General features: G+C 66.9%; 22 protein-coding genes. 12 read left to right on the top strand and 10 right to left on the bottom strand.

Annotated features, from left to right (window positions below):
* Positions 1 to 126 precede the first annotated feature (126 nt).
* The gene (locus AC1Q6P_RS08990) at positions 127 to 381 is read right to left on the bottom strand and encodes a TIGR04438 family Trp-rich protein (RefSeq protein ID WP_102770114.1); all 255 of its coding nucleotides are present in this window, start codon (positions 379 to 381) and stop codon (positions 127 to 129) included.
* Between the two features lie 141 nt (positions 382 to 522).
* On the opposite strand from AC1Q6P_RS08990, the gene AC1Q6P_RS08985 reads away from it, so the two are divergent.
* Positions 523 to 831 (top strand): c-type cytochrome, encoded by a 309-nt coding sequence (locus AC1Q6P_RS08985; RefSeq protein WP_492663588.1) that lies wholly within the window; start codon positions 523 to 525, stop codon positions 829 to 831.
* 227 nt (positions 832 to 1,058) lie between these two features.
* Here AC1Q6P_RS08985 and acs read toward each other — a convergent pair whose 3' ends face one another.
* Positions 1,059 to 3,020: an acetate--CoA ligase gene (gene acs, locus AC1Q6P_RS08980; protein ID WP_492663589.1), complete on the bottom strand. Its 1,962-nt coding sequence runs from the start codon at positions 3,018 to 3,020 to the stop codon at positions 1,059 to 1,061.
* 276 nt (positions 3,021 to 3,296) lie between these two features.
* On the opposite strand from acs, the gene AC1Q6P_RS08975 reads away from it, so the two are divergent.
* Positions 3,297 to 3,929 (top strand): TIGR00645 family protein, encoded by a 633-nt coding sequence (locus AC1Q6P_RS08975; protein WP_492663590.1) that lies wholly within the window; start codon positions 3,297 to 3,299, stop codon positions 3,927 to 3,929.
* 120 nt (positions 3,930 to 4,049) lie between these two features.
* Here AC1Q6P_RS08975 and AC1Q6P_RS08970 read toward each other — a convergent pair whose 3' ends face one another.
* The 3 genes from AC1Q6P_RS08970 to nhaA all read right to left on the bottom strand — a co-directional run bounded on the left by AC1Q6P_RS08970 (position 4,050) and on the right by nhaA (position 7,700).
* Positions 4,050 to 5,600, bottom strand: a complete 1,551-nt coding sequence (locus AC1Q6P_RS08970; protein ID WP_171826149.1) for a methyl-accepting chemotaxis protein — start codon at positions 5,598 to 5,600, stop codon at positions 4,050 to 4,052.
* Between the two features lie 46 nt (positions 5,601 to 5,646).
* Positions 5,647 to 6,102, bottom strand: a complete 456-nt coding sequence (locus AC1Q6P_RS08965) for a cache domain-containing protein (RefSeq protein ID WP_171826429.1) — start codon at positions 6,100 to 6,102, stop codon at positions 5,647 to 5,649.
* A 320-nt stretch (positions 6,103 to 6,422) separates the two neighbouring features.
* The gene (nhaA, locus tag AC1Q6P_RS08960; protein ID WP_492663591.1) at positions 6,423 to 7,700 is read right to left on the bottom strand and encodes a Na+/H+ antiporter NhaA; all 1,278 of its coding nucleotides are present in this window, start codon (positions 7,698 to 7,700) and stop codon (positions 6,423 to 6,425) included.
* A gap of 88 nt (positions 7,701 to 7,788) precedes the next feature.
* Between nhaA and AC1Q6P_RS08955 the strand changes: the two genes are divergently transcribed.
* On the top strand, positions 7,789 to 9,330 hold the full coding sequence (locus AC1Q6P_RS08955) for a fumarate hydratase (RefSeq protein ID WP_492663592.1): 1,542 nt from the start codon (positions 7,789 to 7,791) through the stop codon (positions 9,328 to 9,330).
* 655 nt (positions 9,331 to 9,985) lie between these two features.
* Here AC1Q6P_RS08955 and AC1Q6P_RS08950 read toward each other — a convergent pair.
* Together AC1Q6P_RS08950 and AC1Q6P_RS08945 are read right to left on the bottom strand one after the other, a co-directional pair.
* Positions 9,986 to 11,257 carry a mechanosensitive ion channel family protein gene (locus AC1Q6P_RS08950; protein WP_492663593.1) on the bottom strand — a complete coding sequence of 424 codons (1,272 nt, stop codon included), beginning with the start codon at positions 11,255 to 11,257 and terminating at the stop codon, positions 9,986 to 9,988.
* 90 nt (positions 11,258 to 11,347) lie between these two features.
* On the bottom strand, positions 11,348 to 12,283 hold the full coding sequence (locus tag AC1Q6P_RS08945) for a histone deacetylase family protein (protein ID WP_492663594.1): 936 nt from the start codon (positions 12,281 to 12,283) through the stop codon (positions 11,348 to 11,350).
* Between the two features lie 59 nt (positions 12,284 to 12,342).
* Here AC1Q6P_RS08945 and AC1Q6P_RS08940 point away from each other — a divergent pair, with 59 nt between their 5' ends.
* From AC1Q6P_RS08940 to AC1Q6P_RS08900, 9 genes are all read left to right on the top strand, one after another.
* On the top strand, positions 12,343 to 13,287 hold the full coding sequence (locus AC1Q6P_RS08940) for an AAA family ATPase (protein ID WP_492663595.1): 945 nt from the start codon (positions 12,343 to 12,345) through the stop codon (positions 13,285 to 13,287).
* Positions 13,288 to 13,296: 9 nt separating this feature from the next.
* Positions 13,297 to 14,370: a DUF58 domain-containing protein gene (locus AC1Q6P_RS08935; RefSeq protein WP_492663596.1), complete on the top strand. Its 1,074-nt coding sequence runs from the start codon at positions 13,297 to 13,299 to the stop codon at positions 14,368 to 14,370.
* A complete protein-coding gene (locus AC1Q6P_RS08930) occupies positions 14,367 to 16,439 on the top strand; it encodes a transglutaminase TgpA family protein (RefSeq protein ID WP_492663597.1) in 2,073 nt (690 codons plus the stop codon). The genes AC1Q6P_RS08935 and AC1Q6P_RS08930 overlap by 4 nt, the downstream gene beginning before the upstream one ends.
* 431 nt (positions 16,440 to 16,870) lie before the next feature.
* Positions 16,871 to 17,848, top strand: a complete 978-nt coding sequence (gene mltB, locus AC1Q6P_RS08925) for a lytic murein transglycosylase B (protein ID WP_492663598.1) — start codon at positions 16,871 to 16,873, stop codon at positions 17,846 to 17,848.
* Between the two features lie 33 nt (positions 17,849 to 17,881).
* Positions 17,882 to 18,229 (top strand): hypothetical protein, encoded by a 348-nt coding sequence (locus AC1Q6P_RS08920; protein ID WP_492663599.1) that lies wholly within the window; start codon positions 17,882 to 17,884, stop codon positions 18,227 to 18,229.
* The gene (locus AC1Q6P_RS08915) at positions 18,226 to 18,666 is read left to right on the top strand and encodes a GNAT family N-acetyltransferase (protein WP_492663600.1); all 441 of its coding nucleotides are present in this window, start codon (positions 18,226 to 18,228) and stop codon (positions 18,664 to 18,666) included. The genes AC1Q6P_RS08920 and AC1Q6P_RS08915 overlap by 4 nt, the downstream gene beginning before the upstream one ends.
* A gap of 40 nt (positions 18,667 to 18,706) precedes the next feature.
* Positions 18,707 to 19,123 (top strand): VOC family protein, encoded by a 417-nt coding sequence (locus tag AC1Q6P_RS08910; protein WP_492663601.1) that lies wholly within the window; start codon positions 18,707 to 18,709, stop codon positions 19,121 to 19,123.
* Complete coding sequence (locus tag AC1Q6P_RS08905) at positions 19,120 to 19,584, top strand: GFA family protein (protein ID WP_492663602.1); 465 nt, start codon at positions 19,120 to 19,122, stop codon at positions 19,582 to 19,584. Before AC1Q6P_RS08910 ends, AC1Q6P_RS08905 begins: the two co-directional genes overlap by 4 nt.
* A 139-nt stretch (positions 19,585 to 19,723) precedes the next feature.
* Positions 19,724 to 20,581, top strand: coding sequence for a glutaminyl-peptide cyclotransferase (locus AC1Q6P_RS08900; RefSeq protein ID WP_492663603.1), 858 nt, complete (start codon positions 19,724 to 19,726; stop codon positions 20,579 to 20,581).
* A gap of 12 nt (positions 20,582 to 20,593) precedes the next feature.
* On the opposite strand, the gene AC1Q6P_RS08895 is transcribed toward AC1Q6P_RS08900, so the two are convergent.
* The 3 genes from AC1Q6P_RS08895 to AC1Q6P_RS08885 form a co-directional block, all read right to left on the bottom strand.
* Positions 20,594 to 21,760 (bottom strand): nuclear transport factor 2 family protein, encoded by a 1,167-nt coding sequence (locus tag AC1Q6P_RS08895; RefSeq protein ID WP_492663604.1) that lies wholly within the window; start codon positions 21,758 to 21,760, stop codon positions 20,594 to 20,596.
* 135 nt (positions 21,761 to 21,895) lie between these two features.
* On the bottom strand, positions 21,896 to 22,963 hold the full coding sequence (locus tag AC1Q6P_RS08890; protein ID WP_492703143.1) for an AraC family transcriptional regulator: 1,068 nt from the start codon (positions 22,961 to 22,963) through the stop codon (positions 21,896 to 21,898).
* Positions 22,964 to 23,098: 135 nt separating this feature from the next.
* Complete coding sequence (locus AC1Q6P_RS08885) at positions 23,099 to 25,615, bottom strand: DNA internalization-related competence protein ComEC/Rec2 (RefSeq protein WP_492663606.1); 2,517 nt, start codon at positions 25,613 to 25,615, stop codon at positions 23,099 to 23,101.
* Positions 25,616 to 25,788: the final 173 nt, after the last annotated feature.

The raw sequence follows: 25,788 nt of genomic DNA, 5'->3' as shown, positions 1-25,788 counted from the left end.
CGTCGCGAGAGGGGCACAACTCGCGGCTTGCATCACGGAGTGCGGCGCCATTGACGCGGCCGACTCAAGGGCCTGACCGACGCCCGCAGAAGGGCAAGAAAAGCCTGTGCTTCAGGCCATCAGGGCTCAGCGCTTGCCTTTTTTCTTGTTCGGGTCAAGTTGACCCAGCGCTTCCATGGCCTTCTCGCGCCGCGCGGCTTTCTTTTCATCCATGCGCTGCATGGCCTTGCGCTGGGTGTAGCCGGTGCCATCGGCCCAGGCCCACCAGGCCACGGCCAGACCAAAGGGCAGCAACACCAGGAACCAACTGCTGCTGGCCACAGGCTCGACGCCCAGCCATTTCAGCAACACCGCCAAGACACCTATGGCCAAAAACAACATAGAGAGAAACCCCTTGCGCAAGCAGTTCAAGCCCATTGCTGAACACTACAATTCTCCCAGCGCTGGTTGGCCTGAACTGTAGAGCACAAAGCCGACCGGCATCTGCGGAATTGCCCCTTGGTCTGCCCCCGAAAGGAAGTCATGAAGTTCGCATTCATTCTGGCCGCTCTGGCCACCGCCGCCGCTGCACCGGCCGCTTTCGCCAACGCTGAACTGGCACAAAAGAAAAACTGCATGGCCTGCCACGCCGTCGACAAGAAACTGGTCGGCCCGGCCTACAAGGATGTCGCTGCCAAGTACGCCAAGGACAAGGACGCCGCCACCAAGCTGGCCGACAAGATCATCAAGGGCGGCTCCGGCGTCTGGGGCCCCGTGCCCATGCCGGCCAACACGCAGGTGAGCGCGGCTGAAGCCAAGCAACTGGCCACCTGGGTGCTGAGCGCCAAGTGAAGCCACCCCGCTGAAGGGCCAACAGCTCTTTCAGCCCAGCACGTAAAAACAGGCCCCGCGGGGCCTGTTTGTTTTTCTGGAGCCGCGGCGTCAGTAAGCCTGACCCAGTGGCTCGAGGATGGCCGGGTTCTGATGATCCCCCACATCGCTGCGCGATATGAGTGATCCCCGAAACCTCGCCAGCAGCTGCGCTGCCCTCGCGCTCAAGCGCGACTCAAGCACCAGGGTCAGTAAGCCTGCCCCAGTTGTTCGAGGATGGCCGGGTTCTCCAGCGTGCTGGTGTCCTGGGTGACGGCTTCGCCCTTGGCGACCGAGCGCAGCAGGCGGCGCATGATCTTGCCGGAACGGGTCTTGGGCAGGTTGTCGCCGAAGCGAATGTCCTTGGGCTTGGCAATCGGGCCGATTTCCTTGGCCACATGGTCGCGCAGTTGCTTGGCGATGGCCTTGGCCTCGTCACCCGAAGGACGGGGGCGCTTGAGCACCACGAAGGCACAGATGGCCTCGCCCGTGGTGTCGTCCGGGCGGCCGACCACGGCGGCTTCGGCCACCAGCTCGGTGCAGCTGACCAGGGCCGACTCGATCTCCATCGTGCCCATGCGGTGGCCGGACACATTCAGCACATCGTCGATGCGGCCGGTGATGGTGAAGTAGCCGGTGTCGGCGTCACGGATCGCGCCGTCGCCTGCCAGGTAGTAGCCCTTGAGCTCGCTCGGGTAGTAGCTCTTCTTGAAACGTTCAGGGTCGTTCCAGATGGTGCGGATCATCGAAGGCCAGGGCTTCTTGACGACTAGGATGCCGCCTTGACCATTGGGCACATCGTTGCCGGTCTCATCGACGATGGCGGTGGTGATGCCCGGGAAGGGCAAGGTGCAGGAGCCCGGAATTAGGGGCGTGGCACCCGGCAGCGGCGTGATCATGTGGCCGCCGGTTTCGGTCTGCCAGAAGGTGTCGACGATGGGGCAGCGGCCGCCACCGACATGCTTGTGGTACCACTCCCAGGCGGCGGGATTGATGGGCTCACCGACCGAGCCCAGCAGGCGCAGGCTGCTCAGGTCATAACGAGCCGGATGCACGGCTTCGCTGGTCTCGGCCGCCTTGATCAGCGAGCGGATGGCCGTGGGCGCGGTGTAGAAGATGCTGACCTTGTGCTTCTCGATCATCTTCCAGAAGCGGCCGGCATCCGGGTAGGTGGGCACGCCCTCGAACACGATCTCGGTGCCGCCCAGAGCCAATGGGCCGTAGGCGATGTAGCTGTGGCCGGTGACCCAGCCGATATCGGCCGTGCACCAGAACACATCGTTGTCCTTGAGGTCGAAGGTCCACTTGGTGGTCAGCGCGGCATGCAGCAGATAGCCACCGCTGGAATGCTGGACGCCCTTGGGCTTGCCGGTGGACCCGGAGGTGTAGAGCAGGAACAGCGGGTGCTCGGCCTCGACCCACTCGGGCTCGCAAACGGTGGACTGAGTGGACAGCAACTCGTGCAGCCAATGGTCGCGGCCCTCGACCCAGCCGATCTTGCCGCCGGTGCGCTGGTAGACGATCACGTCCTTGAGCGTGGGGCAACTGCCATCGGCCAGGGCTTCATCGACGATGGATTTGAGCGGCAAGGCCTTGCCGCCCCGCAATTGCTCATCGGCTGTAATGACCATCACAGCGCCGGCATCCTGCACCCGGTCGCGCAGGCTCTGCGCCGAGAAGCCACCGAACACCACCGAGTGGGTGGCGCCGATGCGGGCGCAGGCCTGCATGGCCGCGACACCCTCGACCGACATCGACATGTAGATGACGACGCGGTCGCCCTTCTTCACGCCGCGCGACTTCAGCACATTGGCCAGCTGGGCCGTCTTGGCCAACAGCTCGCTGTAGGTGACCTTGGTGACCGCGCCATCGTCGGCTTCAAAAATGATGGCGACCTTGTCGCCCAGGCCGCGCTCGACATTGCGGTCCAGGCAGTTGTAGGAGACGTTCAGGCGGCCGTCTTCGAACCACTTGAAAAACGGGGCGTTGCTCTCGTTGAGCACCTGGGTGAAGGGCGTCTGCCAGGTGACGAACTCGCGCGCCAGACGGGCCCAATAGCCCTCGTAATCGGCTTCGCTCTCGGCCACCAGGGCCTGATAGGCGGCCATGCCCTTGACGTGGGCCTGTTCTTGCCAGGCGGCGCTGGGCAGGTACGCTTGTGTCTCGCTCATGAAGGTGTCTCCTCGGGCAGGGCTTGATTGCAAACTGTGCGAATGTTTGCAACTGTGCGTCTTGTCTCTGACGAAGCGCTTACTCTAGCGCGGTAACTCAGCGTACCGAAGCGCGTGCCAGCCACGCCTTCCTCTGTTCGCACACCCTGGGCTGCCCTGCCTCGGCCTGCTGTTTTCTCCTGGGGAATCAACAAGTTCGGGGCCTGCCTTCATGGGCATGCAAAGCGCGGCCCCTAGAATCGCGCCAGTTCAAATCGACCACCGAGTGAAAACCCTATGAGCACACCGTCGCGCCCTTTGCGCCCCTTGCCCAACGTCATCTTCGCCAGCCGCTGGCTGCAGCTGCCCCTGTACCTGGGACTGATCCTGGCGCAGGCGGTCTATGTGTTCCAGTTCTGGACCGAGCTGGTCCATCTGATTGAAGCGGCCTTTGGCAACCAGGACGCCCTGGGCATGTTGGTCAAGAGCATTGGCTACAAGGCCACCGCCATCAAGGACGCGACCGGAGCCGTGATTGGCTATGAACCGATTGCCAAGCTCAACGAGACCATCCTGATGCTGGTGGTGCTGGGCCTGATCGATGTGGTGATGATCTCCAACCTGCTGATCATGGTGATCGTCGGCGGCTACGAGACCTTTGTGTCGCGCATGGGCCTGGACGGCCACCCCGACCAGCCCGAATGGCTGAGCCATGTGAACGCCTCGGTGCTCAAGGTCAAGCTGGCCACCGCCATCATCGGCATCTCGTCCATCCACCTGCTCAAGACCTTCATCAACGCCGACAACTACAGCGAGAAAACGCTGATGTGGCAGACCTTGATCCACATCGCCTTCCTGTTCTCGGCCATCGCCATTGCCTACACCGACAAGCTGCTCAACAGCAGCCACGGCAAAGAGTCAGCTCACTGAAGCACGCTGCCCCACGCTGGGGCCTGGCCAAGAACAACGGCCGCCCAAGGGCGGCCGTTTCGCTTTTGCAGGCCCCATGGAGACCCGCTGGACCCCATGCCCGCGGGGGGCTTCTGCAGCTCAACCCGGCTGCTCGTCACCCAGGCGAAAGGTGTGAACCACCTCGGCCAGCCGCACCGCCTGTTCCTTGAGACTCTCGGCCGCTGCCGCCGATTGCTCGACCAAGGCCGCGTTCTGCTGCGTCATCTGATCCAGCTGCAAAACCGATGAATTCACCTCACCGATGCCGCTGGACTGCGCGGCGGCGGCCGAGGAGATGTCGCCAATGATGTCGGATACCTTCTGCACACTGGCCACGATCTCATCCATGGTGCGGCCAGCATCGGCCACCAGGCGGGTGCCGCCCTCGACCTTGTCCACCGAGGCGCCGATCAAGGTCTTGATCTCACGCGCCGCCTGGGCGCTGCGCTGGGCCAGGGAGCGCACCTCGCTGGCCACCACCGCAAAACCCCGGCCTTGATCGCCCGCCCGGGCCGCTTCCACCGCGGCATTCAAAGCAAGGATATTGGTCTGAAAGGCAATGCTGTCGATCACGCCGATGATGTCGCCGATCTTGCGCGAGCTGGTGTTGATGTCCTCCATGGTGCTGACCACCTGGGCCACCACCTCGCCGCCGCGCGCTGCCACCTCGGCCGCCGTGGCGGCCAGGCGGTTGGCCTCGCCGGCAGAACTGGCGGAGTGCTTGACCGTGCCGGTCAGGTGATCCATGGACGAGGCTGCCTGCTGCAGATTGGAGGCCGTCTGCTCGGTGCGGGTGCTCAGGTCCTGATTGCCATGGGCGATCTCGGCACTGGCGGTGCGGATGGATTCCGACGAGGCCATCACCGTGCGCAACGAACGCCCCAGCTGTGCGGCCATGGCCGCCAGGGCCCGCATCAGATCACCGACCTCGTCCTGGCGCTGACTGCTGGCATCGATGGTCAGGTTGCCTGCCGCCACCTCGTTGGCCAGATCGGCCGCACGGCGCAGCTCGGCGGTCAGGGCCCGCTGCATCAGCCAGGACGCGGTCACGGCCAGCACACCGCATAGCAGACCCAAGGCTCCCAAGCCCCAGGCCAGGTGCTTGGAGGTCCGGTCCGATGCATCCATGCTCGCAGTGGCGAACTCGTCCGCATGCTCGACCACCGCATTCATCTGCGCGGCCAGGGCCTTGAAGGTAGCGTCCGCCTCCTGCATGGACGCCACGCCAATATTGGGGTCCATGGTGGCCAGGTCCAGGGCGGAATCGGCCTGCTTCAAGTACTTGTCGATCAGCACACCGAGTTTCTCAGCGGCGGACTTGACATCTTCATCGGCCGCCGGTGAATCCCCCAGAGCCAGGGTGACCCGTTTGACGCCCGCCAGCTGCAATGCCAAGTCATCACGCACGCTCTTGACCTTGGCTTCGTCCAGCGACGCAATGATGGTCAGCGTGCGGTAGACGCTGGCATGAACCAAGGCCAATTGCTCGCGCGAGCTGGTCAGAGTGCGAAAGACATCTTTTTGCGCCTCAAAGCTGGCGCGGTTTTCGCTCGCCGCTCGACTCAGAAAAATGGCATTGATCTGCCCGGCGCCGAACACGAGGACCGCGGTCAACAGCGGGGCGGCGAGCAATTTGCTTGCGAGTTTCATAGGACTCCCTGGGGATGGTGCACATGATGCAGGCGGGCGTTTTGTTTTACTTGTAGATGCCGCCGCAAACCACCGTCTCTTCGAGCCGCTCGCAGTACATGCTCTTGGGCTCGATCTTCTTGGTCTCGGGATTGGTGAACTTGTAGTCCTGCCAGAAGCTGGGCTTGGCCTTGCCCATCTCCACGCGCTCCTTGACGAAGGCCTTGCCGTCCACGTCCTTCAGATCGATCAGGTTCTTGCCCACCATCTTGATGTTGGCCCCATGTGCATGGACGACGCCGTCCAGTCCATAGACCACCAAATAGAGATCCTCAAAGCTGAACTGACCACCCTTGACCGAGATCTCGGCGTAGCCCTTTTCCTTGCCTTCCTTCTTGATGAAGGCCACGCCCTTCTTGACCATGGCCACCGCCTGTTCAGGCGTGGCACCGCCGTCGGCCGCCAGGGCCGGGCGCGGCAAAAGCGCGGAGAACGCCAGCAAGGCCGGCGCGACCAAGCTCATCAAGAGAGCCGGTGCGGCAGAGACCGCGAAGGAGCACGGGGCAGCGTGGACAGGCAAGGATTTCATAGCGGGTTCCTTTTCTGAGATCGAGCGGATGAATGACGACGAAGAAGTCGCTGCGAAGCCATTGAAGCTCGGTCTCATGACAAAGATCCGACTTGCGAAGCGACGCAGCCCCAAACTGACAAATCTGGCACGCAAATGACGCGTCAGCACCGGCCGAACGCCATCCCGCGCCAGTCTGCTTCTTCGACCCGATGCCGTCGAGCTTGAGCGTTTTTCCTGGGCTGCCCCGCAGCAGCCCAGCGCTTGGGGAATTTTTACCTGCTCGCCGCCGGCGCCGCCTTGCTCAGGATCAAGGCGCCCAAGACTCCGGCCAGGAGTGAGCCGCTCAGCACGCCCAGCTTGACCCGCGTCTCAAAGCTCGGATCCAGGCCGGCAAAGGCCAGGCCACCGATGAAGAGGCTCATGGTGAAACCAATGCCGCAGAGCACGCAGACGCCGAAGAACTGAGTCCAGCTGGCGCCCTGCGGCCGGCTGGCCGCGCCGGTTTTGATCAACAGCCAGGCGCTGCCGAACACGCCCAGGGCCTTGCCCAGCACCAGTCCGGCGGCAATGCCGAGAGGCAGAGGCTCCAGCAAGGCCGCAGGGCTCAGGCCCGCCAGCGAGACCCCGGCATTGGCAAAGGCAAACATGGGCAGGATCAGGAACGACACCCAGGGATGGAGGCCATGCTCCAGGGTCTCCAGCGGCGAGTGACCGCCTTTGGGGTCGTGCATGGGGATGAAGAGGGCCGTGGCCACGCCGGCCAGAGTGGCATGCACGCCCGACTTGAGCACGCACAGCCACAGCAGCAGGCCCAGCACAATGTAGACATCGCTGCGCATCACACCGGCGCGGTTCAACAAGGCCAGGCCCAGCAGGCACAAGGCCGCCAGGCCCAGCATCAGCAGGGACAGCTGCTGCGTGTAAAACAAGGCGATCACGACGATGGCGCCCAGGTCATCGATGATGGCCACGGCCGTCAGGAAGACCTTGAGCGAGGCCGGCACGCGCGAGCCCAGCAGCATGACGATGCCGATGGCAAAGGCAATGTCGGTCGCCGCCGGAATCGCCCAGCCGCGCAGGGCCTGGGCATCGCCCCAGTTGATGGCGCTGTAGATCAGGGCCGGCACCACCATGCCGCCCAGGGCGGCCACCGCCGGCAGCACCGCCTGGCGGCGCGAGGCCAACTCGCCCGCCACAAACTCGCGCTTGATCTCTAGGCCGACGAGGAAGAAGAACACGGCCATCCAGAGGTCATTGACCCACACCAGCAAGGGCTTGGCCAGCAGCAGGGCCGTACCGCCGGCGCCATCGCCGATGCGCACCTCGCCCGGGATGCGAGTGAAGGCCTGGTAGGCCTCGGCCCAGGGCGAGTTGCTGATGATCAAGGCCAGCACGGCGGCGCAGGCGAGGATGATGCCGCTGGCGGACTCGCTGGCAAAGAAACGGCGCAGGGCTGGGGTCACGACGGGATCCTCCTCGACATTACACTGGTGGGCATGCTTGACCTGGCGCGCCCGGCCGGCCATCTCGTCCTGGATGTCCCGGCCCATTCAGCGCCCCGCAAGCTCAGCCCGGCATGATGCCGCAAGAATTTCTCAGTTCCTCCCACTTCTCCCCTCCCCTGTACGGACTCACACCATGAGCACACAGATTCGCTACCAAGATCTGGTTGACAGCGTCGCCGGCGCCCTGCAATACATCAGCTACTACCACCCGGCTGACTACATCGCCCATCTGGCCCGCGCCTACGAGCGCGAGCAAAGCCCGGCCGCCAAGGACGCGATCGCGCAGATCCTGACCAACTCGAAGATGTGCGCCGAGGGCCGTCGCCCGATCTGCCAGGACACCGGCATCGTCAATGTGTTCCTGAAGATCGGCATGAATGTGCGCTTCGTGGACTTCCCCGGCTCGATCGAGGATGCGATCAACGAGGGCGTGCGCCAGGCCTACAACCACCCGGACAACAAGCTGCGCGCCTCGGTGCTGAACGACCCGATCTTCGAGCGCAAGAACACCAAGGACAACACACCCGCCGTCATCAACATGACCCTGGTGCCCGGTGACACGGTCGATGTGATGGTGGCCGCCAAGGGCGGTGGCTCCGAGAACAAGAGCAAGTTCGTGATGATGAATCCCAGCGACAACCTGGTCGACTGGGTGCTCAAGACCGTGCCCCTGATGGGCGCGGGCTGGTGCCCGCCGGGCATGCTGGGCATCGGCGTCGGCGGCACGGCCGAGAAGGCCATGCTGATGGCCAAAGAGTCCTTGATGGACGACATCGATATGTACGAGCTGCTGGCCCGCGGCCCGCAGAACAAGCTCGAAGAGCTGCGCATCGAGCTCTACGAGAAGGTCAATGCCCTGGGCATCGGCGCCCAAGGATTGGGCGGCCTGACCACGGTGCTGGACATCAAGATCAAGACCTACCCCACCCACGCGGCCAGCAAGCCGGTGGCCATGATCCCCAACTGCGCCGCCACCCGCCACGGCCACTTCGTGCTCGACGGCTCGGGCCCGGCCTTCATCGAGCCGCCCAGCCTGGACCTCTGGCCCGATGTGAAGTGGGCGCCGGACTACAACAAGAGCAAGCGCGTCGACCTGAATACCCTGACCAAGGAAGAAGTGGCCAGCTGGAAGCCGGGCGATACCTTGCTCTTGAACGGCAAGATGCTGACCGGCCGCGACGCCGCGCACAAGCGCATCGCCGACATGTTGGCCAAGGGCGAAAAGCTGCCGGTGGACTTCACCAACCGCGTCATTTACTACGTCGGCCCGGTCGATCCGGTGCGCGAAGAAGTGGTGGGCCCCGCCGGCCCGACCACCGCCACCCGCATGGACGGCTTCACCCGCATGATGCTGGAGAAGACCGGCCTGATCGCCATGGTCGGCAAGGCCGAGCGCGGCCCGGTTGCGATTGAAGCCATCAAGGACAACCAGAGCGCCTACCTGATGGCCGTGGGCGGCGCCGCCTACCTGGTCAGCAAGGCCATCAAGGCCGCGCCCGTGGTCGGCTTCGCCGACCTGGGCATGGAAGCGATCTACGAGTTCGACGTGGTCGACATGCCGGTGACCGTGGCCGTGGATGCCGGCGGCACCAGCGCCCACATCACCGGCCCGGCCGACTGGAAGGAACGCATCGCCAGCGGCAAGACGGTGAGCATTCCGGTGAACGCGGGCTGATCGCAGCGCCCACCAGCCCATCAGAAGAGCCGGCAGCGATGCCGGCTTTTTTCGTTCTCGTTCTCGGCACATCGCGGACCATCGTTGTGCTCGTCACTCTCGCTGCGGTGTCTCGGCCCGCCGCCGGGCTCATGGTTCGCGGGTCGGCTCTGCGAGCCGACTCCCCTCGCTGCTCACTCCGCGGCTCAGCGGCGCCAAACTCCCTCCGTTCGCTGCGCTCACTGTGGTCAAACAGTGGCGCCGAGTCAAAGGTTGAAGCGCGCGAGCACGCGCGCCTGAGCCGCTCCGCTGCGCCCTCGGCCGCGCACAAATCGCCCGTCGGCGGGCCGAGCCACCTCCGGAAGTGGCGTGTTCCACCGTGGAAGGGGCACATCGCCCGCGATGCAAGCGCCCTGCAGCCCGTGCCGCTGCCGGGCGATTTGTGCCGGGCCGAGCCGCACAGCGACTCGTGCGCTTCAAGTACTGACTTGGCGCTTCTGTCTGAACGAAGCGAACGCAGGGAGCGAAGTGAGTTATGCGCCAGCCCCGAGGCGCGAGCAGCGCAGGGAAGTCGGCCCGTCAGGGCCGACCCCGGAACCATGAGCCCAGTGGCGGCACGGGCGGCAGGGCCTCACGAGAAAAACCAGCGGCTGCTCTGTGCCGCGACCAGACAACGCTAGGCCTGCCGCACCACCCGCTGCGGGAAGGGGATCTCGATGTTCATGCCATTGAGCAGGCGCAGGATGGCCAGATTGACATCGGAGCGCACGCCGCCCTGGCCGTTCTCGGGATCGGCGATCCAGAAGAACACGGTCAGCTCCAGGCCGTCGGCGGCAAAGCTGCTCAGTTGCACCGAAGGACCGGGCTCGCCGAGCACGCGGGGCACCTCGCCCACCCGCGCCACCAGCTTGGGGATCAGATCCTCGACATCGGTCCCGTACGCCACCTGCACCACGGTGCTGAGCAGCACCTTGGGATCGGCCAGCGAGGAGTTCTCCACCCGCTGGGTGATCATCATCTCGTTGGGCACCACGGCCTCGCGGCCATTGAGCGCGCGGATCACGGTGTAGCGGGTCTTGATGTCGCTGATGCGACCCTCGAAATTGTCGACCCGGACCATGTCGCCGATGCGCAGCGAGCGCTCGGCCAGGATGACAAAGCCCGAGACGTAATTGGCCGCCAGGCGCTGCAGGCCCAGACCGATACCCACGCCCAGCGCACCACCCAGCACGCCCAGCGCCGTCAGGTCGATGCCGGCCGCCGACAAGGCAAACAAGAGGCCCACCAGCAAGAGCAAGGCACGGGTGATGTTGGCGGCGATCTTGCGCAGGGACAGGTCCATGCCGCCGCCGCGCAGCAAGCGCGCCTCGATCACGGACGACACCCACAAGGCCAGGACCAGCACCACCACCGCGGTGAAGGAGCCTTCGATCAGATTGCGCAGCGAGATCTTGGTCACCCCGACCTTGAAATCGATCGCATCCAGCTCCTCCAGAAACCAGGGCAGCACGCCCGTCACCCAGAGGATGGAGCCGCCCCAGGCCATCCAGGAGACCGTGCGCTCGATCACCTTGACCAGGCCCGAGGTGGGCATGGCCGCGCTGAGCACGCGCACCGTCATGCGAATCGCGAGCAGGGACACCAGCACCGGCACCGCCAGCTTGAACACCGCCGGCGACAGGCCGAAGTGCGGCAGCACCTGCTTGGCCAGCAAGGCCAGCAGCAGGGCCAGCACGGGGAACAGCGCGCCGTCCACCACATGACGGCCAAACAGCACGGACGCCGGCCGGTGGGCCACGCGCCGGTTCAGCACGCTGACCACCAGCCAGGACAGGCCCAGGCAGGCCACCAGCACCACCAGACCGACCAAGGCGGTCGGGCTGAACAGGGCCGCGGTCAAGGCATGAAGTTCTTGGAAATCGATCGGTTTGCTGTTGCTCGTGCTCATGCGCTCAGTGAAGCGCAGGCCTGTGAAGCCTGCGTGAAGAAGAGAAATCAGTGAAAAGGAAGGCGGCGGCCGAAACGCCGCCGCCAGGGTTCAGATGCCGGCCAGCACCCGCAGATGCACACCCACGCTGCGCGCCAGCGCATCGAGGTTGTAGCCGCCCTCCAGGCAGGACACGATGCGGCCCTGGGCATGGCGCTCGGCCACATCCTTGATGCGCTGGGTGATCCACTCGTAGTCGGATTCCACCAGGCCGAGCTGACCCAGATCGTCCTCGCGGTGGGCATCAAAACCGGCCGAGATGAAGATCATCTGCGGCTTGAAACGCTCCAGCGCCGGCAGCCACATGGCCTCGATCATGGAGCGCACCTCCATGCCCCGGGTGTAGGCCGGCACTGGCACATTGACCATGTTCTCGCCCTTGGGCACGGCGCCGTTGTAGGGGTAGAGCGGGTGCTGAAAGATGCTGACCATCAGCACGCGGTCATCGCCGGCGATGATGTCCTCGGTGCCATTGCCGTGGTGCACGTCGAAGTCGACGATGGCCACACGCTTGAGGCCGCGGTCGTCCAGCGCATGACGCGCCGCCACGGCCACATTGTTGAAAAAGCAAAAACCCATGGTCTGGTCGCGCGTGGCATGGTGGCCAGGCGGGCGCACGGCGCAAAACGCGTTCTCAGCGCCACCATCAATCACCAGATCGGTGGCCCGCACGGCCGCACCCGCGGCGCGCAAGGTGGCGGCCCAGGTGTGGGGCGTGGCCACGGTGTCCGGGTCCACCGCATGCGATTCGCCACGCTCGGCCAGGCCTTGCAGCAGATCGGCCAGCTCGGCCACATAGCTGTGGCTGTGCGCGCGCTCCACGGCGGCCAGATCCACCAGCGGAGCCTCGTGGCGCTCCAGCGCCTGGTCGATGCCGGTGGCCAGCAGCCAGTCGTCGATGGCCGTCAGGCGCTGCGGGCATTCCGGGTGGCCAGGGCCCATGTCATGCCGGCGGCAGTCGGGGTGGCTGAAATAGGCTGTCGACATGGGGGCGCAAAGTTGAGGGGACGGAACCAGCCGCACGGTTTTCCGCTATGGTGTCCTGCATGACGCGTGAAACACAGACCCTACAAGACAGCGCAGCGCAACTGACGGCTTTGCAGCAGCAGGTTAGCACGATCATCAAGGGCAAATCGGCGCAGATCCGCGACGGACTGGCCTGCCTGATTGCCGGCGGCCACCTGCTGATCGAAGACCTGCCCGGCGTCGGCAAGACCACCCTGGCCCATGCCCTCGCCATCAGCCTGGGCCTGCAGTTCTCGCGCCTTCAGTTCACCGCCGACCTCATGCCCTCGGACCTGCTCGGCGTCAGCATCTACGAGCGTGAGAAGGCCGGCTTTGTCTTCCACCCGGGCCCGGTGTTCGCCCAGGTGCTGCTGGCCGACGAGATCAACCGCGCTGGCCCCAAGACCCAGAGCGCCCTGCTCGAGGCCATGGAGGAGAACCAGGTCAGCATCGACGGCGCCAGCCACGCCCTGCCCCAACCCTTTTTTGTGATCGCCACGCAAAACCCCAGCGAGCAGCTCGGCACCTACCCCTTGCCCGAATCGCAGCTGGATCGCTTCCTGATGGGCATCTCGCTCGGTTACCCGGACGAAGCCGCCGAGCGCGAGCTGCTGGCCGGCCAGGACAGCCGCGAGGCCTTGCGCGCCCTGCGCCCGGTGATGACGCCCGCGCAGCTGCTGGCCACCCAGGCCGCAGTGCGAAACATCCATGCCGCACCGGCCCTGCTGGATTACCTGCAAGCGCTGATCAAGGCCACCCGCTCGGGCGAGTGGTTTCGCGAGGGCCTGAGCCCGCGGGCCGGTCTGGGCGTGCTGCGTGCGGCGCGCGCGCGGGCCTTGCTGGAGGGGCGCGATTTCGTCTCGCCGGACGATGTCCAGGCCATCCTGCCGCAGACCATCGCCCACCGCCTGCGACCCAAGGCCGGCGCGGGGCGCGGGCCTCGCGAGCAGGTGAGGGCCATGATCGAGGCCATCGCCCTGCCCTGAGCCCGCGCCATGGCCCTGACAACCGCAAGCCCGCTGCGCCAACGCTGGCAGGCCTGGTGGCTGGCGCGCCACCAGCGCAGCGACCAATGGCAGCTCAGCCAGCGCAACCTCTACATCCTGCCCAGCCGGCCCGGGCTGTTCTTCTGCGCCACCTTGCTGGTTCTGCTGCTGGCCTCGATCAACGAGCAGCTGAGCCTGGGCTATCTGCTGACTTTTTTGCTCGGCGGTGCGGGCCTGGCCTCCATGCACAGCACGCACGGCAATCTGCAAGGGCTGAAGCTGGAGCTCAAAGCGCCCGAGCCCGTGTTCGCGGGCGACGATGTGCAACTGGAGCTGCGCCTGCACAACGACGACGCGCGGCCGCGCTGGGGCGTGAGCCTGGCCGTGCAGCCGCAGCGCCTGTCCAGTTTCAAGACCGGCAGCGAGTTCGCCTGGACCGATGTGCCGGCGCGCGACCAGGCGCCGCTGCAGCTGCGCTTTGCCAGCCCGGCACGCGGCCACCACCCGCTGCCAGCCTTGCAGATCATGAGCCGCTTTCCGCTCGGCCTGTTCCGCGCCTGGAGCGTCTGGCGGCCCGCGGCCGGGCTGTGGGTTTATCCGCAGCCCGAGCGCTCGCCACCGCCCTTCCCCGAAAGCGCCGGCGGCGGCGAGGGGCAGGCGCAAGCTCAGACCCGCGGCCTGCGCCAGCCCGGGCTGGAACTGGACGGCGTGCGGGGCTACCAGCGCGGGGACTCCATGCGCCAGGTGCTGTGGAAGAAAGCTGCGCTGAGCCTGGACAGCGGCGTGCTCGGCGCGCCGCTCTGGGTGCGCGACAGCCAGGCCCTGGCCTCGCAAGAGCTGTGGCTGGACTGGCGCGACACCGCCGGCCTGGCCGATGAAGAGCAACGCCTGTCGCGCCTGTGCGCCTGGCTCTTGGCGGCCGAAGCATTGCAGAGGCCCTACGGCCTGCGCCTGGACGGCCAGGAATGGCCGCCCGCCCTGGGCCCGGCGCAGCAGCAAGCCTGCCTGCGCGCCCTGGCCCGGCATGGTCAGACCGAGACCTTGGACACTCCGCACGAGGATGAGAGCGAGGGCCTAGCATGAGCCGCGCCGGCATCCCCATGGTCCAACGCTCTGGCAGCCTGCCGCGCGAGGCGCGCGACACCCTGTTCCTGCTGGCCACCATCGCCGCCGTGCTGCTGCCCCATCTGGATCACCTGCCGGCCTGGGCCAGCGGCATCACGGCCCTGGTGCTGGGCTGGCGCGGCTGGCTGGCCTGGCGGGGTCAGGCCTTGCCCGGGCGCTGGGCCCTGGTGGCCGTGCTCCTGCTCACCGCCGCGCTGACCTGGCTGACCCACCGCACCCTGCTGGGCCGCGAGGCTGGCATCACCATGCTGGTGATGCTGATGGCGCTCAAGACCCTGGAGCTGCGCGCGCGGCGCGACGCCTTCGTCGTGTTCTTCCTCGGCTTCTTCCTGGTGCTGACCAATTTCTTCTACTCCCAGTCGCTGTTGACGGCGATCTGGATGCTGGCCAGCGTCTGGGCCCTGCTCAGCGCCCTGGTGCTGGCGCAGATGCCTGTGGGCCAGCCCAGCCTGCGCATGGCCGCAGCCCAGGCGGCGAGCACCACGGCCTGGGGCCTGCCGGTGATGGTGCTGCTCTTCCTGCTGTTCCCACGCATCGCGCCGCTCTGGGGCGCGCCGACGGATGCCGTCGGCCGCACCGGCCTGTCCAACACCATGGAGTTTGGCGCCATGGCCGAGATCGCCAACGACGAGGCGGTCGCCATGCGCCTGCGCTTCGAGGGCGATCAAGCGCCGCCACCGCCCGAGGCGCGCTACTTCCGCGGCCCGGTGCTGGCCCAGTTTGACGGCCGCAGCTGGCGGCCCGCCCCGCAGACCTGGCCCGGACGCAGCGACAGGCTGACGCTGAGCGGCGCACCCCTGCGCTACGAGCTGACCCTGGAGCCGCTGCGCATCAGCGTGCTGCCCCTGCTGGAGATGAGCCCCGGCCAGGCCGGCGAGGCCCTGGAGCTGGACGGGCTGAGCCTGCGTCGCGCGCCGGAGCTGCAGTGGCAGGCCCCGCGCCCCATCACCGAGCGCGTGCGCCTGAGCACCAGCACCTACCGCGACTACCGCCATGGCCCGCAGCAGAACGAGCTGGTGCTGCAGAACTACCTGGATCTGCCGCCGGGCCTGAACCCGCGCACCCTGCAATGGGCGGCCGATCTGCGCCGCCAGCCGCGCTATGCGGGCCTGGAGGAAGCGCAGCTGACGCCCCGTCTGGTCGAGGCGGTGCTGGCCCACATCCGCAGCGCCGACTTCATCTACACGCTCGCGCCGGGCCGCTACGGCGCCGAGTCGCCGCATCTGATCGACGAGTTCTGGCTGGACCGGCGCCTGGGCTTTTGCGAGCACTTTGCCTCGGCCTTTGTCGTGGTGCTGCGGGCCATGGGCGTGCCGGCGCGCGTGGTCACCGGCTTCCAGGGCATGGACCCGATGCCGCAGGACGGCTACTGGATCGTGCGCAACAGCAATGCCCACGCCTGGGCCGAGTACTGGCTGCCTGGCCGCGGCTGGCTGCGCGCCGACCCCACGGCGGCCGTGGCGCCCGAGCGGGTGCTGCAGGGTCAGGCCTTGCGCCCGCCGCCGGGCCTGCTCGCCAATGCCCTGGGTCAGATCAACCCCACGCTGTGGCTGAACCTGCGCCGCGGCTGGGAGCTGCTCAACAACCGCTGGCAGCAGCAGGTGCTCAACTACTCGCGCCAGAACCAGTTCGACCTGCTCAAGCAACTGGGCGTCAGCCAGCCCGACTGGGCCGCCCTGGGCCAGCTCAGCGCCGGCGTGATCGCCGCCCTTGGACTGCTGGGCGCCGCCTGGAGCCTCTGGCAGCGCCACCGCCCGCAAGACGCCTGGAGCCGCCAGCGGGGCCAGGTCTTGCGTGAGCTGCAGGCCCTGGGCCTGCTCGAGGCCGGCCCGCATCAAGGGCCGGGCGCCTGGGCGCAGATGCTACGCGCTCGCTTCGGTGCCAGGGCCGAGCCGGCCGCGCGCCTGCTGCAGGCACAGGAGCTCGCGCGCTACGGCCGGGGCGCCGAAGCCCAGACAGCGGGGTGGCGCGAACGGCGGCGCTGGCTGCTGGCCTTCCGCAGCGCCTGCCAGCAATGCCGCGGCTGAGGCCCTGACGCCCTGCTTCAGTGCCATGGGCGACGATGGAGGCGGCAGCAAGCCGGGTATGCTGGGCCCCGTTTTCTGATCGATTGGATGTCTTGTCTTTCTGTCTGTCTGCCTGCCCGCCTGCTTGCTTGCTTGCTTTTTCGATGCGTCTGCCTTCTTTGCTCTTCCACTCCCCCGTGCGGCCGCACGCCCCCGTTTCCCAAATGTCAGCGCCACCGTCACCCTGGCTGCGTGGACGCTGCGCGGGGCTGATCTTCTGCGCAGGCCTGCTGCTGGGTCTGAGTGCACCCAGCACCAGCCTCGCCGCGGCCTCTGCCATCACGGAGGCCGGCAGCCCAACAAGCAGGCCTAAAAAGGCCCCGGCAAAGACTGCGGCCAAGCGGAGCGCCAAGCCGGCCGCCAAACCGCCAGCCAAAGCCAAGGCCAAGCCGGTGGCGCTCAAGCCCTTGGGCAGCCGGCCCGATGTGCTGGCCTTTGCCGCCGGCCTGGCCAGCGAGCAAGGCTGGGACGAAGCCAGCCTGCAGCGCCTGCAGCAGCAATTGGCACAGGCCCACATCCACCCCACGGTGCAGCGCCTGATCATGCCGCCGCCGGCCGGCACGGCCAAGGATTGGGCGGCCTACCGCGCCCGTTTTGTCGAGCCGCGCCGCCTGCAGGCCGGCCTGCGATTCTGGGAGCAGAACGCCGCCAGCCTGGCCCGCGCCGAGAACGAGTACGGCGTGCCGGCCGAGCTGATTGCCGGCCTGATCGGCGTCGAGACCTTTTACGGTCAGATCACCGGCGGCTTTTCGGTGCTGGACGCGCTGGCCACCCTGGCCTTCGAGTTCCCCAGCGGCCGCAGCGACCGCAGCTCTTTTTTCCGCAGCGAACTGGCCGAGTTCCTCAAGCTCTGCCGCCGCGAGGGCCTCAATCCCGCCGAGGTCAAAGGCTCCTACGCGGGCGCCATGGGCTGGCCGCAGTTCATGCCCGGCAGTTGGAACCGCTATGCCGTGGACTTTGACGGTGACGGCCACATCGACCTGATCCAAAGCCCGGCCGATGCCATCGGCAGCGTCGCCCACTACCTGGCCCGCCACGGCTGGCAGCGCGGCCTGCCCACCCACTACAGCCTGGCCATGCCGGTGGACACCAGCGCCCGCGCGCGTCTGCTGGCTCCCGACATCAAGCCCAGCTTCACCGTGCAAGAACTGCGCGCTGCCGGCGCGGAGCCCAGCGAAGCTGCGCTGGAGCACCCGCCCAAGCAGCTGCTCGCCGTGGTGGAGCTGCAAAACGGCGAGGCCGCACCGAGCTACTGGATCGGCACCGAGAATTTTTATGTGCTGACCCGCTACAACTGGTCCAGCTACTATGCCTTCGCGGTGATCGAGCTGGGTCGCACCCTGGCCGGCATGCGGGCGGCGGGGCGCTGAGTGAGCGCCTCATTGATGAGGAGAGGATGCCGCATGAAGGAGATGATGATGAAGCTCGTGGTCTGTGGACTGGCCACTTGCGGGTTCCTGTCGGCACAAGCAGTTCAGCCGGTCGATGCCGGCTTGCAGCCTTTGCATGAGCGCTTGAGTGCCCTCGCGCAAGATCAGAAGCGTCTGGACGAACAGCTCAGCCGTGAAGACTGCAGCGCCGAAGCACTCGCCCATGCCTGGCGCCGCAGCAAGGCCCTGGCCGCGGAGCGCGCACAGCTGGAGCGTGACATCGCTCTGGCACGGCTCCGTGCGCAATCGCCCTTGTTGATGCATGCAAGCCCGAGCCCCAGCGAGTCGAGCCCAGCAAGCCAAGCACCAGCGAATCCATGAAGGCAAACGAACTGTCCTACACCGTGCTGCTGGCCACCCCCAGCATCGAGACCTATCGCCATCTGCGCAGCGCCAGCGGCCTGAGCGCCAAGACCGAGGAGGCCGCCCGCCGCGGTCTGGCCGGCAGCTTGTTTGCCGTCCAGATTCAGCATCAGGGCGAGACCGTGGCCATGGGCCGCCTGATCGGTGACAGCGGCTGCTTCTACCAGGTGACCGACATCGCCGTCCTGCCCGCCCACCAAGGCCGCGGCCTGGGCAAGCGGGTGATGGCCGAGATCATGAAACACATCGAGACCGAGCTGCCCGAATCGGCCTACGTCAGCCTGATCGCCGACGGCCAGGCCCATGAGCTCTATGCCCAATTTGGTTTCAAGCCGACCGCACCACGCTCGGTGGGCATGGCGATCCTCGTGGGCCCGCGCTCGGCGCCCGTCTGAAGCCATCCCACCGGTTCATCGTCCCGCCAGGAGTGCCTCCATGTCGTCTGATGCCCTTGCTTTCGGCGCCGTCGTGTTCGCCAAGGATGTGCCCGCACTGGCCCGCTTCTACGAAGCCGTGCTCGGCCTGCAACGCATGCACAGCGCCGACGATCACTGCGTGCTGCGTGCCGACTCGGGCATGGAGCTGGTAGTGCATGGCATCCCCCGCGCAATTGCCGACAGCTTCAGCATCAGCAGCCCGCCCGAACGCCGCGAAGACTGCGCCCTCAAGCTCTTCTTCCCCGTGCCCAGCCTGGCCGCGGCGCGGGCGCGAGCCCGGGCACTGGGTGGCGATGTGCTGGGCCCGGAGCGCGAGTGGCAGATGCGCGGCTTTCGCGCCTGCGACGGGCATGACCCGGAGGGCAATGTGATGCAGCTGCGAGAGCCGGTTCTGGAATCGCCTCGGTCGACATGAATCCCATCAAGGAACCCACCACCTGGCGCGCCGCCTGCTATTGCGGCGCCGCTTCCTTGAGCTGCAGCGCCGCACCGCGCGGTTTCATGCACTGCCATTGCGGCCAATGCCGGCGGCTCAGTGGTGGCGCCTTCAGCTCCTGGCTCAGCCTGCCCGGGGAAGCCGTGCAGATCCAGGGTCAGGCCGCCTTGCGCGAGTTCGCACCCACGGCAAACGGCCGGCGCTTCTTCTGCGGCCACTGCGGCAGCCATCTCTACACCCTGGACTCGCGCATGCCCGAGATCATCGGCGTGCCTGCCGGTGCCGTGCTCAGGCCCGAAGCTGGCGGCCCGGCCGTCGACGCGTGGCCATGTGCCAGCGGGCACTACTTTTGCAGCGATGGCGCACCTTGGGTGGCCTTGCCGGAGGACGGCCTGCCTCGCCGCGGCGGTGTGGATGGCATGAGCCCGCTGCCCGACTGAAGGATCGACGGACGGAGTGACGGACAGGGCGGCGCGCCCGTCACACGCAACCCAGCACTGCCGTAACCCCCGGTCCAGCTGAGGCACACTGCGGCCTGCGCCGCGCCGCCCCCCCGTTCTCAACCACCGCACCGTTCTCATGACCCCTGCTGCCTTGCCGCACACCCGCCGCATCTGGTTTCGCCATGGCCTGAACCTGGCCTTGCTCGCCGCTGCGCTGGCTCTGGGGAGCTGGAGCCCGGCGGCGCGCGCGCAGCGCGTGGCCTTGCCGGTGGACGAGCCCGAGGTGGTCAAGCGTTACCCGCATGACCCCACGGCCTTCACCCAGGGCCTGCTGTTCCGCGACGGCCAGCTGTTTGAGAGCACGGGGCTGAACGGTCGCTCCAGCATCCGCCGTGTGCGCCTGGACGATGGCCAGGTGCTGCAGAAACGGGACATCGCGCAAGAGCATTTCGCCGAAGGCCTGACGGCCTGGAAGGACGAGCTCTACCTGCTGACCTGGACGACGCACAAGGTCTTTGTCTTCGACCTCAAGAGCTTCGAGCCCAAGCGCGAATACAAGCTGCCCGGCGAAGGCTGGGGCCTGACCCACGACGAGCAGCACCTCTACCTCAGCGACGGCAGCGCCGAGCTGCGCGTACTCGACCCCAAGACCTTGCGCGAGCTGCGCCGCATCCCGGTGCGCGCCCTGGGCCAGCCGGTGGACCAGCTCAACGAGCTGGAATGGGTGGACGGGGAGATCTACGCCAACATCTGGCAGGCCGACATCATCGCCCGCATCGACCCGGCCAGCGGCCAGGTGCGCGGTTGGATCGACCTGCGCGGCCTGCGCAGCCAGCTGCCGCCGCAAACCCGCAGCGGGCCGCGCAAGCCGCAGGCCGAGGACGCGCCCGAGGTGCTCAACGGCATCGCCTGGGACGCGATCGGAAAGCGCCTTTTCGTCACGGGCAAGTTGTGGCCGGCCCTGTTCGAGATCAGGCTGAAGCGTCGCCACTGATCCCGAGCCCGGTCAGCGCGAGGGGTTCAATCGGCCGTCGAGCTGACGCAGCAAGGCTGCCACCACATCACGGGTGGACTCCCAGCTCATGCCTGTGATCAGGCGACCGTCCACTTCCACATGCGGCTGGTTGCGCGGGCCCTGGGTGAAGACGGCCTTGCGCTCCAACAAGCGCTGTTCGATCGAAAAGGGAAAGCTCTTGTAGTAGGCCGCGTTCTTGTTCTCGAAGGCATCGGGATAGCCTGTGACCCGCTTGCCGCGAACCAGGGGCGTGCCATCGGCCAGGTGCAGTTCGGTGAGCCCCGCGCTGCCATGGCAGACCGCCGCCAGCAGCCCCGACTGCTGCTCGTAGATCTGCAGAGCCAGGGCGCGCACAGCCGGGTTGTCGGCCACGCCGAACATGGCTGCGCTGCCGCCCATGTACATCAACGCCACGTAGTCAGAGGCCTGGACTTGCTCAGGCTTGCGGCTGTGGGCCAGCGCCCACATGAAGTCGGCGTCGTACACATGGGCGCGCTGATCAACGTCGCGGGTATCCACATAGGCCAGGGGAACCGCCCCGCCTTCCGGGCTGACGAACTGAACGCCATAGCCGGCCTCACGCAAGCGCGAATAGGTATGCACCAGCTCCACAAAGCTATTGCCAGCGCCGAGTGTGGTTCCAGGCATCTGGCTCACATTGGACAGCACCACCAGCACCCGCTTGACATGGGCCGGCCCAGCATGGCGGGTGGCCGTCTTGCTGATGATCTTCCACTGGCCCTCAAAGCGTCGCAGCAGGAACAAATCGGTGAATCGCGCGGGCTCACGCCCCATCACTATCTCGGCCTTGGCGCTGGCGATATCGCCATCGACCTGCACATTCAGCAAGTGACCCACCCGACCATTGAACTGGCCCGGAGAATCGTTGAACCAGGCGGCGTACTCCGCGATGCCCACCTCCCGCATGGCGCCGTCCTTGCCGCTCAGGTAGAGCCGGGCATCGGCATGAAAGGCGCGCCGCAACTGATCGCTGCGGTTGTAGCTGCTGCCGTCGAGATAGTCCTGGATGACGGCGGCGACGCCAGCGCGCTCGGCGCCCGACGAGGCCGATGCCTGAGCTCCAATGAAAAGCAGGCAAGCCGCCAACGCCAGGCTCCAGGCCCTGGCGTCAGCCAGGCGCAAACTCAGTCGAGCCATGGCGCGGAAAAAAAGCGGCGACGGTTGAGAACAAGATCGCATGAACAAGCTCCGATTGAAACGAGAGCTCGATGTTGCGCAAAGCCCTTGTCAATCAACAGCTTGCCATCGGTTTCCGGAGTCCGAGAACCGGTTTCAGGAGCCCTCGGCCACCTGTCGAGCCTGTCGCCAGGCGGCCGGCGTGGCGCCTTCGGCCTTCTTGAAGCTGCTGTAAAAGGTCGACATGGACAGAAAGCCCGAGGCCTCGGCCACTTGCTCCATGGGCAAGGCCGCCCCCTCGCTCAGCAACTGTTTGGCGGCATCGATGCGCAGCTGGTTCAGGTACTGCCGGAAACTGATGTCCTGGTTGTCGTTCAGCAGTTGGGACAGTCGCGCCGGCGGCATGGACAAACGCCGAGCCAGCTTGTTCAGGCTGAGGCCGGGGTCGCGGTAGAGTTGCTCTTCGGCCATCAGGCGGTGCAGGGCCGCCAGCTCAGCCTCCGCGTCGGCCGGAGCAATCTTGCGCTGCTGATAGGGTTCGTGAATCGGAGCCGTTGGGCTCAAGGCCGGTCGCCGAAACACGGCCAATCCGATGCTCAGACACACCAGCACCGTGAAAGACAGTGCGCCGGCAATGTAGGAAGTCCAGCCCGACCAGAAGTACGCCGCCCACACCAGGGCGACTCCGGCCGTGACCGCCGCAGCGAAGCCCGGCCCAAGGTTCAAGTACCGTGCCTTGCTCAATTCGCGGCGCTGCGCTGCAGCCCATGCGAGGCGATGACGCCAATGCTGCACAAGACAGGCCAAACTCAGCAGCAAACAGGCCAGCCAGAAGTACTGGATCGAATGCCAGATCGGCCCCCGCCACAGCGCAAGGTGGACCGAGTAGGGGTACAGCCAGCCAAAGACCAGGGTCAGCCCAATGAGTCCGAGCACAAGGAAATGGTCTCGGCCGCTGCGCTCGCCCAAGGGATCAAGGCAGGCCCGCACGAAACCGAGCAAGCAAGGCCCAATCAAGAAGCAGGCCGACAGCCCGACCTGCAGCACCAGCTTGCCGATATCGGGCCAGAAGTAAAACAACACCGACTTGCCCGTGCGCACACTGAGCATCAAGACCAGGGCGGCCAGCCAAGGCTGCGCCGGGCTGGCCGGGCGATGCCAAAGCAACCAAGCCGCGATCGCCAATCCATTGAACGCGCCCAGACCGGCGAAGAAAAACAGCAAATACGACACATCCATCGAACAAACCCGATTGAAGGAAGGGACTCAGCCCGCCAGCGAGCCGCCCCGCACGCTACACCACAAGCCCCACACCAGAAATGAAGCAGAGGACATGCGCAATCATCTCAGCCGGACCGTTCAGCCATCCTCTTCGAGATGAGCGCCTGGCGCCGGCGGTCCCTGCCATGACAAGCCCGCTCGATCCGCAGAGGGCTGGCGATGCCAGTAACGCCGACCCAGCTGGCGTTGACAGCTGGGCGCCACAGCATCGCTGCGCCAGCGCCAAGCGCCACAGTCGGGGCTGTTGAAGACCTCGATGCCGGCCGCCTGGTAGCGCGCCAGCACCGGCAGCGCCGGGTGGCCAAAGCGATTGCGGTAGCCCGACTGCACCACCGCCCAGCGCGGCGCCACGGCCGCCAGCAGCTCCGGCGTGGACGAGGTCTTGCTGCCGTGGTGCGGCACCAGCAACAGCTCGGCGGGCAGGTCTTGAGGACGATGGCGGCGCAGCAGCTCTGCTTCCTGCCCCGCCTCCAGATCGCCCATCAGGAGCGCGCTGCGCTGGCCCGAGGCACTGCGCACGCGCAGCACGCAAGACAGCTCATTGCTCTTGAGCTGTTGCCGCTGCAGCTGCTCGGCGCTTGGGTGCAGCAGCTCGAACTGCACGCCGTCCCAGACCCAGCCCTGGCCGGCCTCGCAAGGCAGAGAGCTCGGAAACAGGCGGTGCAGCGGATGGCTGGGCTCCAGCGAGCTGTGCAACACGCGCACAGGCAGGCCGGCGGCCACAGACGCCGCACCGCCCACATGGTCGCTGTCACGGTGGCTGAGCAGCAGCTGGTCGAGCTGGCGCACACCGAGCGCGCGCAACAGCGGCAGCAGCACACGCTGGCCCGCGTCCACCCCGGGTGCGTACTGCGGGCCGGCGTCGTAGAGCAAGGCATGGTTTGCCGTGCGCAGCAGCACGGCCGTGCCCTGCCCCACATCGGCGGCCAGAAACTCGAATTCGCCCTCGCGCGGGCGCTCGGGCGCCGGCCACAGCAAGGGCAGCGCCAGCGCCAAGCCCAAAGCACGCAGCCGCCACGGCAGGGGCAACACCAACACAATGCCGCCCGCCAAGCCTGCAGCCTGCGCCCACAAGGGCGCCACCGGCACCGTCCAGACCGCCAGCGGCCAGCTCACCAATCCGCGCAGCAGGGCCATCATCAGGTCCACGCACCAAGCACCCCAGATCCACAAGCCCGGCAGGATCGCCCCACCCAGGGCCAAGGGCGTGATCACCAGGCTGACCCAGGGAATCGCCAGCAGATTGGCCAGCACGCCCACCACGGACAGCTGCTGAAAGAACAGCAGGCTCAGCGGCGCCAGGCCCAAGGTGGCCACCGCCTGGTTGCGCAGGCCGGCCATCAGCTGGGCCCGCCAGCCGCGCGCGGGTTCACTGTCACCCGCCGCCATCAAGAGACCCACGGCACAGAAGGACAGCCAGAAACCGGCCTGACAGACCGCCCACGGGTCAACCGCCGTGACCAGCAGGGCGGACAGCAGCAAAGCCAGCGGCCAGGGCCAACGCACACCCGCGCTGCGCAGCAGGGCCAGGCTGGCCAGCATCCAGACCGTGCGCTGCGCCGGCACACCCCAACCCGAAAACAAGGCATAAGCCAGGGCCGCCGCCACCCCGCCCCAACGGGCGACTGCGGGCGCCGGGCAGCACAGGCACAGGCGCGCACTGCCGCGCCAGGCCCAGCCCAGCAAGCCCTGGGCCGCCCAGGCGAACATGGTCACATGCAGGCCGCTGACGCTGAGCAAATGACTCAGGCCGGTGTCGCGGAACAAGGCCCAGTCGCTGCGGCTGATGGCGGCCTGGTCACCCAGGCTCAAGGCCGCCAGCACGCCGGCCGCGCTGGGCTCGCTGACGCGGCGCTGCAAGGCCTCGCGCAGGCGCTGGCGCGCCGCATCGATGCTGGCGAAGGGTGCCTCGGACAGGCGCCGCTGCGCCCCACCCGGCCGCAGCACGCCGCTGGCGCGCAGGCCTTGCTCGAACAGCCAGAGTTCGTAGTCAAAACCGTGCGGGTTCATCAGGCCCTGCGGCTGCTTGAATCGCACCAGCAACTGCCAGCGTTCGCCCGCACGCAGCGGCGGCGGCGCGGCATCGGCATGCTCAGCAAACGCGCTCAGCAGCAGGCGCGCCGGCAACAGCAGCGGTGGATCGCTGGCCAGCGGCCCGGCATGGGCGGCCTCCAGCGCGAACTCGAAGCGCCAGCCCGGCGCCCCGGCCTGGCCCAGGGTGGCGGCCGGCAGCGAGTCGACACGGCCGATCAGCAGCAGATCGCGCCCCTCCCAGGCCTCGGGCAAGCGCTCGGCCAGGCGCTGTTCGGCGCGCCAGCTGCCGTAGCTGAAGGCCAGCATGCCAGCCGCAAGACTGAAGCCGAACAGGCGCAAGGCAGCCACAGCGCGGCTGCGCATGGCCGCAATCAGGCTGGCCAGGCCGAACAGCAGGACCGCCGCAAACGCGCCCTCGCCCGGCAGCTCACGCTGCAGCTGCACACAGGCCAGACCGCTCAGCCAGGCCAGCGCCGGCAGCGCCAGGCGAAACGGCCAGAGCGACGCCGGCCCACGGCGCGCCACAGCCTGCAGCGGCTCAGCAGTTGCGGGAGAGTGCATGCGTCTCATGGGCTCCGGCAGCAGCGCTTCCCAGCAGGGCGGTGGCCGTGTCGAGGCGGCCCGTCGGGCCGCTCGGTGTAGGATGCGCGCCACCCGATCGTAGCCAGGGCGGAGCCGCTTTCACAGCCGGCTGCCCGCGCCGCGATCCCCCAGATTCAGCATCAACTCGAGTG

The sequence above is a fragment of the Roseateles sp. GW835-FHT13E02 genome, assembly GCF_058794035.1.
This window is presented reverse-complemented; position numbering and strand designations above follow the sequence as displayed.